This is a genomic window from Alkalimarinus coralli, assembly GCF_023650515.1.
In the GTDB taxonomy this organism is placed as follows: Bacteria; Pseudomonadota; Gammaproteobacteria; order Pseudomonadales; family Oleiphilaceae; genus Alkalimarinus; species Alkalimarinus coralli.
Genome location: NZ_CP096016.1, coordinates 3,998,090 through 4,010,745, shown reverse-complemented (window position 1 = coordinate 4,010,745; position 12,656 = coordinate 3,998,090). Strand labels below are relative to the sequence as shown.

Annotated in this window: 10 protein-coding genes; 8 read left to right on the top strand and 2 right to left on the bottom strand. The window is 42.0% G+C overall.

Annotated features, from left to right (window positions below):
• Positions 1–13: 13 nt before the first annotated feature.
• The gene (gene dnaA / locus MY523_RS17995) at positions 14–1,456 is read right to left on the bottom strand and encodes a chromosomal replication initiator protein DnaA (protein WP_250656061.1); all 1,443 of its coding nucleotides are present in this window, start codon (positions 1,454–1,456) and stop codon (positions 14–16) included.
• Between the two features lie 790 nt (positions 1,457–2,246).
• Between dnaA and rpmH the strand changes: the two genes are divergently transcribed.
• The 5 genes from rpmH to mnmE all read left to right on the top strand — a co-directional run bounded on the left by rpmH (position 2,247) and on the right by mnmE (position 6,291).
• Positions 2,247–2,381 carry a 50S ribosomal protein L34 gene (gene rpmH, locus MY523_RS17990; RefSeq protein WP_250656060.1) on the top strand — a complete coding sequence of 45 codons (135 nt, stop codon included), beginning with the start codon at positions 2,247–2,249 and terminating at the stop codon, positions 2,379–2,381.
• 15 nt (positions 2,382–2,396) lie between these two features.
• Positions 2,397–2,822 (top strand): ribonuclease P protein component, encoded by a 426-nt coding sequence (gene rnpA / locus MY523_RS17985; RefSeq protein WP_256470506.1) that lies wholly within the window; start codon positions 2,397–2,399, stop codon positions 2,820–2,822.
• Complete coding sequence (yidD, locus tag MY523_RS17980) at positions 2,812–3,099, top strand: membrane protein insertion efficiency factor YidD (RefSeq protein ID WP_275975264.1); 288 nt, start codon at positions 2,812–2,814, stop codon at positions 3,097–3,099. Before rnpA ends, yidD begins: the two co-directional genes overlap by 11 nt.
• A 5-nt stretch (positions 3,100–3,104) precedes the next feature.
• Positions 3,105–4,799, top strand: a complete 1,695-nt coding sequence (gene yidC, locus MY523_RS17975) for a membrane protein insertase YidC (protein WP_250656058.1) — start codon at positions 3,105–3,107, stop codon at positions 4,797–4,799.
• A gap of 109 nt (positions 4,800–4,908) precedes the next feature.
• Entirely contained in the window at positions 4,909–6,291 is a 1,383-nt protein-coding gene (mnmE, locus tag MY523_RS17970; RefSeq protein WP_250656057.1) for a tRNA uridine-5-carboxymethylaminomethyl(34) synthesis GTPase MnmE, read from the top strand.
• 78 nt (positions 6,292–6,369) lie between these two features.
• Here mnmE and MY523_RS17965 read toward each other — a convergent pair whose 3' ends face one another.
• Positions 6,370–7,233 (bottom strand): type IV pili methyl-accepting chemotaxis transducer N-terminal domain-containing protein, encoded by an 864-nt coding sequence (locus MY523_RS17965; protein ID WP_250656056.1) that lies wholly within the window; start codon positions 7,231–7,233, stop codon positions 6,370–6,372.
• 318 nt (positions 7,234–7,551) lie between these two features.
• Between MY523_RS17965 and MY523_RS17960 the strand changes: the two genes are divergently transcribed.
• The 3 genes from MY523_RS17960 to mnmG all read left to right on the top strand — a co-directional run bounded on the left by MY523_RS17960 (position 7,552) and on the right by mnmG (position 12,632).
• The gene (locus MY523_RS17960; protein WP_250656055.1) at positions 7,552–8,343 is read left to right on the top strand and encodes an oxygen-binding di-iron domain-containing protein; all 792 of its coding nucleotides are present in this window, start codon (positions 7,552–7,554) and stop codon (positions 8,341–8,343) included.
• A gap of 106 nt (positions 8,344–8,449) precedes the next feature.
• Positions 8,450–10,333 carry an MFS transporter gene (locus tag MY523_RS17955; protein WP_250656054.1) on the top strand — a complete coding sequence of 628 codons (1,884 nt, stop codon included), beginning with the start codon at positions 8,450–8,452 and terminating at the stop codon, positions 10,331–10,333.
• 412 nt (positions 10,334–10,745) lie between these two features.
• Entirely contained in the window at positions 10,746–12,632 is a 1,887-nt protein-coding gene (gene mnmG / locus MY523_RS17950) for a tRNA uridine-5-carboxymethylaminomethyl(34) synthesis enzyme MnmG (RefSeq protein ID WP_250656053.1), read from the top strand.
• The last annotated feature ends 24 nt before the right edge of the window (positions 12,633–12,656 follow it).

The window sequence follows — 12,656 nt, the reverse complement described above, 5'->3', positions numbered from 1 at the left end:
TGTGGTTAACCGTTTAGGTCGTTAGTGTTCTTAAAAAATTCTGATAGTCTTCCCTAATACTAGGGTCTGTTTCCTGCAACTCAACTATTTTTTTACACGCATGCAGAACAGTCGTGTGGTCTCTGCCACCAAACGCATCGCCTATTTCCGGGAGGCTATGATTCGTTAGCTCTTTCGAAAGCGCCATAGCAACCTGTCTTGGCCGGGTAATAGACCGTGTTCTTCTTTTTGACAATAAATCAGCAACTTTAATCTTGTAATATTCCGCAACAGTTCGTTGAATATTATCAATGCTAACTTGTTTTTCGTGCAGCGCTAAAAGGTCTTTCAAACACTCCCTTATAAAGGGTGGTGTAATTTCCTGACCAGTGAAATGCGCATTTGCCGCAACCAGTTTTAGCGCACCCTCCAACTCTCTAACGTTAGACCTGATTTTTTGAGCAATAAAAAAGGCCGACTCGCTGTTTAGACGAACATTAGTCTGCTCAGCTTTTTTCATTAATATTGCCACGCGGGTTTCAAGCTCTGGCGGCTCAACCATAACCGTCAGACCCCAACCAAACCGTGATTTCAATCGCTCTTCCATATTATCAATTTCTTTCGGGTAGCGGTCACAGGTCAAAATCATCTGTTGTCCCCCCTCCAAAAGTGCATTAAATGTATGAAAGAACTCCTCTTGCGAACGTTCTTTACGAGCAAAGAACTGAATATCATCGATCAACAATGCATCAACAGAGCGGTAGAAGCGCTTAAATTCATTAATAGCATTTAGCTGTAGCGCTTTAACCATATCTGCAACAAACCGCTCAGAATGAAGGTAAACGACTTTTGCGTTAGGGTTTTTCTTAATTATTTCGTTACCCACTGCATGCATAAGGTGAGTTTTACCCAAACCAACGCCGCCATAGAGAAACAGCGGGTTATAGGCACTGCCGGGGTTTTCTGCCACTTGAACAGAAGCCGCGCGGGCAAGTTGGTTAGACTTACCTTCAACAAAGGTATCAAACGTAAATGTTGAGTTAAGAAAGCTCTGATGCTTGATAGCCCCTTCAACCTCGACCGACCGCTCTTTACTGTCGGCGTCGCTTTTACCGGCAGAACGCGCAGCTTGAGAAGCAGCCTGGGAAGATTTCTTACGGCTATCTGCGTCAGTCCTGCTTTGTCGAGTCGGTTTTAAACTGGTTTCACCGGTTTCATTTGACGAGCTGGTGCTGGCAGAGCCTATTTTTAACGTGAGGCCTGGTGCTTGGCCATCGACCAAATCCTTTAATAGCTCTTTTATCCTGTTTAAGTACTTCTCGGAAACCCAATCCAGTACAAATTTATTAGGCGCATAGAGACATATTTCATTCTCAGTAGCTTCTGCCTGCAACGGACGAAGCCAGGTATTAAATTGCTGAGAAGGAAACTCGTCTTTTAGATATTCAAGGCATTCAGCCCATAAATTTTGCGACACTATTATTTAGCTCTTTATCTTAATGATGATTTAACACGACGAATATATAGGTAATTAACCACTACAACGCACCAAACCGCTTCTATAAGTACTAACTTATACAGGCACTATATAGCTAACTCGTATTTTTGGTCGTAAATACAATTGGATCTAACGTAACTACTCACCTGACATCAAATCTAGCGATGTTAAGTGACGGTATACGCGATTGGTCTTTTAAATTAGTGGTTATTATTGGCTCTAATTCTACCTTTTAAGTCGTCGTTCATCTACCCCCCTAAAAAATAGAAATAAACACCCTGTGGATATCTAAAATTATATTTATCATATAGTTGCATACTTAGTAACAACCTTGTGAACATATTTTTAGCGAATAAAAATATCTTAAATTACAAAAATACAACCTGAGGATATCTACTAGGACAGAGCTGTGGATAACCTGAAGACAAAAAGCCCTGTGAATAAAACCGTTTTTTATCTTCAAGTTATAAACAGGCTGTATGGCTTGCTATAAATAGGCTATCAATAACTTTATCATTTCGATAACTTACCGTTTTATATAAATAATTTGATGTTTTGCACAGAATGGTTGTTCACTAATATTAATAAAAACAATAAAAGATCTTAAAAAGATATATTTCTATTTATTAAAAGATCTTTAAAAATTCATTCGTATATTTTTTATACTTTATTTTCTTAATACATTGATTAAGTTTTCAAAATTAAATAGAATTCCGCCCCTATTTTTTAGTAATAGAAAAACCAATTCGTAAGCTTGTGAGAATTAGCAATGAAAAGAACATTCCAACCTAGCGTTCTTAAGCGTAAGCGCAGCCACGGTTTTCGTGCTCGCATGGCTACCAAAAATGGCCGTCACGTTATTAACCGCCGTCGTGCAAAAGGTCGTAAGCGTCTAAGCGCTTAATAAAATCTTGTGCATATGAGCCATTACGGATTTCCTCGGCAAGTTCGTTTATTGTCTGCTGAGGATTATCGTAATGTGTTCAATGATGTTACCTGTAAAGTATCAAACCGGCATATACTGCTTCTGGCGAGAGAAAGTAATACTCAACACGCTAGAGTTGGGCTGGTAGTTGCTAAAAAAAACGTGCGTAAAGCGGTTGAACGCAACCGGTTTAAGCGTTTAGTACGAGACTCTTTCAGGTTACATCAACACAATTTAGAACCTCTTGATATTGTTGTACTTTCCAGGCCTGGTATAGCTGAACTTGATAATCAAACCATTTTCAAACAGCTTGAGAAGCTCTGGTATCGTCTTAACAAACGCGCATTAGACAATAAGCTTAAGAGTTGTTCAGATCCTAATCAGGTAGAACAGCAACAAAAGGTCAAGAATGATGGCTAAGCTGGCAATCCTTTTTGTAAGGTTTTATCAGTACTGCATTAGTCCGTTTTTGGGCAACAATTGTCGTTATTATCCTTCTTGTTCCAATTATACTCTTACAGCAATCGAGCGTTTTGGCCTGTTAAAAGGCAGTTATCTTGGACTACGTCGTTTGTTAAGATGCCACCCTTGGTCTGAAGGCGGCATTGATCACGTTCCTCACCAACATCATTGTCTTCAAGAGCGTTATCAAAAGTGCTCTGAAAAACACAAACCTGAACCAGAACAGGTAGCATGAATCCCATGGATGCACAACGCGGTATAATTTTTATAGGCTTAGCCATTGTTTCATACCTGATGGTATTAGCGTGGAATGATGACTACGGTAATCAACCTGCTACATCACCTTCTGCAAACGTAGAAATGATAGATAGCCCGTCGATTGCGGCAAACGACACAACATCTGTTTCTACCAGCGATAGCGAATTTTCTACACCAGAAGAACAGTCTTCTTCTGAGACAGACCTGAATGTTTCTAAAACTACGGGGGCTGATAATCAAAAAATTCGTGTAAAAACAGATGTTTTAGATATCTCAATTAATCTGACGGGCGGCAACATAACTGAAGCATTGTTGACTCAGTATAAAAAAACGCTTGGATCGGATGAAAATCTTGCACTGCTGCAAAATAGCCCAAACCATAAATACACTATTGAAAGCGGTCTATATGGGAAAAATGGTTTCGATTCATCCAGAAATGGCCCTTCTCCAGTTTACCAGGCAAGCAGTGATTACTTTGAGTTAGCTGACGATCAAGATGAATTAGTTGTTGATCTAAAATACATCGATGATTCGGGTGTTGAAGTCATAAAGCGTTATAGCTTTAAACGAGAGACCTATCTGGTTAAAGTCTCTTATCTGGTAAAAAACAATTCTGGCTCACCGTGGAAAGCTAATTTCTCTGGCAAAATCATTCGTGATCAGGCTCCTGATCCTTCGCAACAAAATAGTATGGGCATGCAGTCATTTTTGGGTATGGTGCTATCAAGTCCTAAAGAACCATACGAAAAATTCGACTTTGAAGATATGCGTGATCAGCCTGTTAATACAAAAGCTCAAGGTGGTTGGATAGCCTTTCTTCAACACTATTTCATGACTGCCTGGATTCCATCGGACAACCTTGAACATACTTATCAGACTAAAGTTAAAAATGGCTTATATCTGATGGGCTTTATCAGCCCTCAAGTGTCGATTGAAAATGGCCAGCAGGAAGAGATTTCAGCTAATGTTTATATTGGCCCTAAAATTATCGAAAAACTTGAGCAGGCTGCTCCAAATCTGGATTTGACCGTTGATTATGGCTTTTTGTTTTTCATTGCCTACCCCTTGTACATATTGCTTGATTTCTTACATGGCATCGTAGGGAACTGGGGAATCGCGATCATTTTGGTAACCGTTATTGTAAAGGCTGCATTCTTTAAGCTGTCTGCCGCCAGTTACCGCTCAATGGCAAACATGCGTCGTGTTGCACCAAAACTTGCTCAGCTAAAAGAGCAGTATGGCGATGACCGACAAAAAATGTCTCAAGGCATGATGGAGCTATATAAAAAGGAGAAAATAAACCCTTTGGGTGGCTGTTTACCTGTATTAGTTCAAATGCCGGTATTTATCGCCTTGTACTGGGTACTATTGGAAAGTGTAGAACTTCGTCACGCACCATTCTTTTTCTGGATTACAGATCTCTCAATTAAAGATCCATACTTCATTTTGCCAATTATAATGGGCGCAAGTATGTTTATTCAGATGTCTCTGAACCCTGCGCCACCTGATCCTGTACAAGCTAAAGTAATGAAGCTTATGCCAATTATATTTACCGTATTTTTCTTATGGTTCCCGGCTGGCTTGGTATTGTACTGGGTTGTTAACAACATATTATCCATCGCACAGCAATGGGTGATTACTCGAAATATTGAAAACGCGGCAGCTGAAAAAAGCTAAGTAAGTGTTTGAAATACAAAAGGCTCCTTTTAAGGGGCCTTTATTTTTTGCGTAACCCCTTAATAATGATTGTATTCCCTTTAATGAATTCGTTAACAAAGGCTGAATAATGGTGACCTCTGATCTTACACTACTGGAACAGGATACTATTGTTGCGTTAGCAACGGCCCCGGGTCGGGCTGGGGTAGGTATCATTCGAGTATCTGGCCCAAAATCCCAGTTGATAGCAGAGAGTGTTCTGGGTTTCCAACCCAAACCTCGCTTTGCCCACTATGGGCCGTTCCTAACAGCTGATGGTGAACAGATAGATCAGGGGATAGCGCTGTTTTTTCCCAATCCCAACTCATTTACCGGCGAAGATGTTCTTGAGCTTCAAGGCCATGGTGGCCCTGTAATTATGGATATGTTGTTACAGGTCGTTATTTCTTTAGGTGCAAGAATTGCCAGACCGGGAGAGTTCTCGGAGCGTGCTTTTTTAAATGACAAGCTTGATTTAGTTCAGGCTGAGGCAATAGCAGATTTGATTGACAGTGCCTCTGAGCAGGCTGCAAAGTGCGCACTTAGGTCGCTGCAAGGCGCGTTTTCCAAAGAGATAGAGATCCTTGTTGAGCAGCTTATCGCGTTAAGGATTTATGTGGAAGCTGCGATCGATTTCCCGGAAGAAGAAATAGACTTTTTAGGTGACGGAAAAGTCGCCAATGACCTTCAAAAAATTATCGACCAGCTTCACTCGGTTCAACGCCGCGCAAATCAGGGTACGCTGATTCGAGAAGGCATGAATGTTGTGATTGCAGGGCGGCCAAATGCTGGAAAGTCGAGTTTGCTAAACGCCTTGGCTGGGCGAGAAGCGGCTATCGTGACCTCTATCGAAGGAACGACGCGGGATGTTTTAAAAGAGCATATTCATATTGATGGTATGCCTCTTCATATTATTGATACCGCAGGGTTGCGCGAAAGCAGCGACGAAGTAGAACGAATAGGTATTGATCGAGCCTGGCAAGAGATTGAGCAAGCTGACCGTATTCTCTTGATGGTTGATGGTACCACCACAGAATCTGCTGACCCTGAAGTAATCTGGCCTGACTTTGTACACAAGCTGCCAGATATGAGTCAGATATCTGTTATCAGGAATAAAATTGACCAAACAAACGAATTGCCTGAACTAGTCGGCGATAGCGCATACCCTGTAATTAATATATCTGCGAAAAATCAGCAGGGTATAGATATTCTAAAAGAGCACCTCAAAGAGTGTATGGGTTATAACTCGACGATGGAAGGTGGGTTTACTGCAAGAAGGCGCCACATTGATGCGTTAAATGTCGCAGAAAAAGCCCTTTATACCGGTCAGCAGCAACTTCAAACAGCGGGGGCAGGCGAGTTACTGGCAGAAGACCTTAGAGCTGCACAAGAATCTCTTGGAGAGATAACAGGCCAGGTAACGCCGGATGACTTATTGGGCAGGATATTCTCTAGTTTCTGTATCGGCAAGTAGTGGTGACGAATAGTTATATGGGGTGCGTATGGCGCACCCCATTAAGCCTGTTAACAATTAATGTGCGAAGTCCAGTTTCTATATCTTTGCAATACCACTGTCAGATATTGCTTCATACATGCCGGTAATTTTGTTCATCTTTTTCAGCATTGACTCTGTTGTGACCTGAATAATGAAGGGCACATATCGACCATTCTCCATCTGCTCGAACCCCGATCTTGAAAAATCCCACTGGGCGCTCACTTTAGCCAATGCATTTTTGATTTCTTCACTATTGAGTTTTGATGAAGACAAAAACTTGAGTGCTTCATCGTATTCGCTCATAGCCTGCTTAAAAGGTTTATCCAGTTTGTCGCTTTTCAGGTTCCAGCTTTTGGCGGCATAGAACATTCCAATTCGCTGAGAGAGCATTCTCTGTCGTCCAGATACGTTAATCAGTTTGCCTTTTTGATCGCCTGAGTGCTGTTCAAATAACTTAACAACTGCTTCACACTTGGCTAATGTTGCCTCGCCTTTCTGAATTAAGCTAATTGCTTTTGATTTTTCTGGCTTTGAAATAGCTGCAAGGCGGAAACTATTCCACTGCTTTCGGACATCCATTAACGACTTGCTGATTGTTTGGTTTGGCGAGAACTCTTCAAGTTCTTCCAACTGCTGTTCAAACAAACCAATACTGCCATCGAGTTGCTCCTGCGCAGTATCTGTTGCCACATCCTGACCAATTAACAGATAAGACTTAACTATTCTTTGGGTCAACATACGTTGTCTACCCGCTTTATTGATGGCTGAATCAATAGTCAGTGTCTCTGAAAAGGCAACTGAAGGAACTGATACCAAACCTGCCATAAGGGAGAGTGCTAACAGGATATTTGGAATAATAACTGTTTTTGTTTGAAACACTGTTAACACACTATTGAGTTTACGCTTTGAGTAAAACCACATAACAAATCCTTAAAATAATCATACACTGGAGTGAGCTGCTTTAGCAGTTCATATGCCAGAACTAACGGATTGGATGCTATTCCTTTGATATGGTTTTTAATTGAGTAAAATCAATAAGATAATAAAGATTACAATCGCTTTCGTGATGTTACATAACGGCTTTTGACCAGATATAGTGCATAAATATATCCAGTGCTTTATTTATGTGATTTTTCAGTAAGTTAATAGTTGGCCAAGCCATAAGATGCTGACTATAGTTACTGTATTCCTAGTTCTTTATCTCGCGGCTGAATTTAGTGAATAGCAGGAGCCTGAAGAATGACTCAAGAGCCGGTTGTTTTATATAAAGACCGCGATCATCAATGTTTATTGTTTGACGAGTTGGTGACAGGTGAAGGGGTTCAGTCAAACCAGTTTCTAATACTGCACAAAGGAAAGGCTGTGCTGTTAGACCCTGGAGGTGATTTAACCTTTAACGCATTAAGTAGCGGCATTGCAACGTTTTGTGATACTTCAAAGCTGGATTTTATTTTTGCTTCCCACCAAGATCCAGATATTATCTCATCGCTTGAACAATGGTTACTTAGTACGCCTTGCAAGGTTATTTCATCGCGCCTTTGGGCTAGGTTTTTACCTCATTTAGTGAGCGACTCAGTTCGCAGCTCAATTAAAGGTAGTGTGTTTGATCGTATTATTGCGGTGCCGGATGAAGGCATTAATGTACCGGTAGGTGATACGGTTATTCAGTGCTTGCCTGCCCACTTTTTGCACTCGGTTGGTAATCTTCATTTCTATGACCCTATATCAAAAGTACTTTTTTCAGGCGATGTCGGAGGCTCATTTGGTGCAGGTAAAGGAGGTGACCCAGTGGAGGACTTTGAGCAGCATATCCCTAATATGATCGGGTTTCATCGTCGCTATATGACCGGTAATCGAGTATGCAGGTTATGGGCTGATATGATTAGATCATTGGATGTGGAAATGATTGTTCCTCAACATGGGCGGTATTTTCAGGGTAAAACGATGATTAATGAGTTTCTTGACTGGATCTCCAATTTACAGTGTGGAACAGACTTATTAACGGAAGATAACTTTAAAATCCCTGAGTAACCCTGCTTATTTCTCACCAGTCGCAATATTCGCTAGATATATCAGTAATAAATAAATAGCATTGATTAAATTCAGTTGCTTACGTTAGCTCGCATGGAAAATATGTATGGAAGAACATAACCAGTCAAGCCTTCTTAAATCCAAACGGTTTTTACCCTTTTTCTGTACTCAGTTTTTGGGTGCTTTTAACGACAACATTTTTAAAAATACCTTAATGTTGTTGATTGCTTTTTCAGCCACTAAAGCAATGGGAATGGAATCCAATGTCGTTATGAATCTGGCGGCAGGGTTGTTTATTTTGCCGTTTTTTCTGTTTTCTGCGATAGCGGGGCAGGTTGCTGACAAGTATGAAAAGTCATCAATTATCAGAAAGGTGAAATTAGCAGAAGTCTTTATTATGTCGTTGGCTGCTGCGTGTTTTGTCACTGAGTCGTATAGTTTACTGTTGCTGTTGTTGTTTGTGATGGGAACACAGTCAACATTCTTTGGTCCTGTTAAGTACGCAATATTGCCTCAGCATCTAGCGGATGATGAACTGGTAGGGGGGAATGCCCTGGTTGAAATGGGAACATTCGTTGCGATTTTACTTGGAACCATAGGCGCAGGTTTGTTGATGGGGTTTGAAGGGACTCAAATTTTAACAGCCTGTGCTGTGGTTGTTATCGCCGTTGCCGGGTATTTGGCCAGTAGAAAAATCCCTGTTGCTGAGTCCGCAAATCCAACGATGAAACTTAATTTCAACATCTTTAGCATGACTTTTCGAGTGCTAAAATTTGCCAGGGAAGATCGTGCGATTTACTTATCGATCATGGCTATATCATGGTTTTGGTTCTTAGGTGCTTCATATTTAACTCAGTTTCCAAATTTCGCAAAGGAAGTGCTACAAGGTGACTCCTCTGTGGTCACTATGTTGTTGGCTCTGTTCTCGATAGGTATTGGTATAGGCTCCATGTTGTGTGAGCGGTTGTCTGGGCATAAGGTCGAAATTGGTATTGTGCCTATTGGTTCCCTGGGGCTTACTCTTTTTGGCATTGATTTATACAGTGCGATACCTGCTTACCATTCAGACCAATCCTTTAACTGGTTAGCATTTGCATCAGACCCGGGTAATTTTCGAATTCTGATAGATTTGGCATGCATTGGTATATTTGGTGGTTTTTTCATTGTACCTCTGTACGCGTATATCCAGAAAAACTCTCTGCCTGAGCGACGAGCGCAAATCATAGCCGCCAATAATATAATGAATGCGCTATTTATGGTCGGAAGCGCGCTGGCTGGTATTTTGCTGCTGGGGGTATTGGACTTAAGTATTCCACAGTTCTTTTTGGTGATTGCCCTGATGAATCTGGTTGTTGCTGCTTATGTTTATTCACAAGTTCCAGAGTTTGCATTTCGGTTTGTGGTTTGGATGTTGTCTCACTCAATGTATAGAGTGACGCACAAAAACCTGGACGTTATACCTGATGAGGGGCCTGCGGTACTGGTTTGCAACCATGTCAGTTTTGTTGATGCGCTACTTATGGCTGGGGCGGTGAGAAGACCTATTCGCTTTGTTATGGATTACCAAATATTCAGATCTCCATTCTTAGGGCCGATTTTTCGCTTGGCAAAAGCCATTCCTATAGCGCCTCGCCATAAAGACGAAGAGGTTTATCAACAGGCATTTGATTCGATCTCAAGAGAGCTTGAGCAGGGCCAATTAGTGTGCATTTTCCCCGAAGGAAAGCTGACAAAAACCGGTGAAATGAATGAATTTCGCGGGGGCGTCGAGACAATACTTGAGCGTAATCCGGTAGAAGTGGTGACACTTGCACTGCAAGGCTTATGGGGGAGTTTCTTTAGCAACAAAGATGGCCCTGCATTTAGTCGCTTACCCAAGCGGTTTTGGTCAAAGGTTAATATTGTCGGGGGGCGTCGTTGGAGGCCGGAAGAGGTTACTGCTGCAGGGCTGGAGGCAGAAGTGAGGCAGCTTAGAGGGGATAACCCCTAAAATGAGCAGCTAATTGAATTATTGTGAATAAGTAGAAAAAGTGATTACTTTTTCTACTTTTGTTGTGGATAAGTTTTTTGATGAACACTGTGTTCGTATTTTTATATAAAAATAACTCATTAAATAACAGTGTCTTATGCTTTTATTCACTTAGAAGTATAGAAAATAATCATGTGGATAACTTCATTAATAACTTTTATTAAGTTGTTTCTATAAGTCTTTGAAAATAATTAAAATTAGGTTGTTTACTCTAATTTTGTAGAGATCTTTGTAAGTTAAACTAAAAAGTTTATTTTTTGATTAAAAATTACACAGTTTATGCTGAAACCCTATGGCTTTGATATTATACTACGCGGCTGTTTGTAAGAGCTGGCATGTTTTTAACTGGCTTAATGTTTAATGAGGTAAGGCTGTGGATTTTCCAAAACGTTTTGATGTAATTGTTATTGGCGGTGGGCATGCAGGTACAGAAGCTGCTTTGGCTGCTGCTCGAATGGGGAGCCAGACTTTGTTGCTGACCCATAACATTGAAACGTTGGGCCAGATGTCCTGTAACCCTGCTATTGGCGGTATTGGCAAAAGCCACTTGGTTAAAGAAATCGATGCGCTGGGCGGTGCAATGGCACTGGCCACAGATAAAGGCGGCATCCAGTTTAGAGTGCTTAACTCGCGCAAAGGCCCTGCGGTTAGAGCAACCCGAGCACAAGCTGACCGAGTACTATACAAAGCTGCTGTGCGTTCAATACTTGAAAACCAGGCAAATCTGGAAATATTCCAGCAATCAGCAGATGACCTAATTGTCGAAGGTGATCAGGTTAAAGGGGTGATCACTAACATGGGAGTCCGTTTCCACGCTGACAGTGTCGTGCTGACAGCGGGAACATTTCTGGGTGGACGGATTCATATCGGCTTAGAGAACCACTCGGGTGGTCGAGCGGGAGATCCACCGTCAATCGCTTTGGCTAATCGGTTGAGAGAGTTGCCATTTAGGGTGGGGCGATTAAAAACGGGCACTCCACCGCGTATCGATGCAAGATCCGTTGATTTCACCGTGATGGCTGAGCAACCTGGCGATACACCAACGCCTGTTATGTCGTACATGGGCAAGTTGAGCGATCACCCTGAGCAAATTAGCTGTTTTGTGACTCATACCAATGAGCGAACCCATGAAATTATACGAGGTGGGTTTGACCGGTCGCCCATGTTTAGTGGTGTTATAGAGGGGGTTGGTCCCCGCTATTGTCCGTCGATTGAAGATAAGGTTAATCGCTTTGCGGATAAAAGCTCGCACCAGATATTTGTTGAACCTGAAGGGTTAACGACTCATGAGTTATACCCAAACGGTATTTCTACCAGTTTACCGTTTGATGTGCAGCTTGAGCTTGTGCGCTCAATGAAAGGGTTTGAAAACGCACATATAACCCGTCCGGGTTATGCGATCGAGTATGACTACTTCAACCCGCAGGATCTTAAACACTCCCTGGAAACAAAGTTTATCAACAACCTTTTCTTTGCCGGCCAGATAAACGGTACAACCGGCTATGAAGAAGCAGGAGCACAAGGGTTATTGGCCGGGATTAACGCATCACTCAGGGCTCAGGGCAAAGATGCATGGTATCCAAGACGTGATGAGGCTTATATCGGTGTATTGGTTGATGATCTGATTACGCTAGGTACCAGTGAACCCTATCGAATGTTTACCAGCCGGGCAGAATACAGACTGATTCTGAGAGAAGACAATGCTGACTTGCGGTTGACGGAAAAAGGCCGAGAGCTTGGGCTGGTTGACGATGAGCGCTGGGCTGCTTTTTCTAAAAAGCGTGAGTCAATCGAGAGTGAAAGGGTTCGCTTGGACAAAACCTGGATTCAGCCAAAATCTGAGCAGGCAGGTATTGCCAACAAGTATCTTGAGCACCCTTTAAATAGGGAATATAGTCTGTCTGACCTGCTCCGCCGCCCAGAGTTGGATTATCCAAAAATAGCTGAAATCGGTGGCCAAACCATTGATGATGATAGTGTTGCCGAACAGATTGAAATACAAGTGAAATATGAAGGCTATATCAGCCGTCAGCAAGATGAGATCGAACGTTTGCGCCGTCATGAAAACACGCTGCTGCCGAGTGACTTTGACTACGACAATATACCAGGGTTATCTAACGAGCTAACATCGAAGCTAAAAGATGTTCGCCCTGAAACTATTGCACAGGCCTCACGGATACCTGGCGTTACTCCAGCTGCAGTCTCACTGTTGATTATCTATCTGAAAAAGCGTTCCATGGTGAGAAAAGAAATTGCGTAATAAAAACAGTTCAGTGCAAGCACG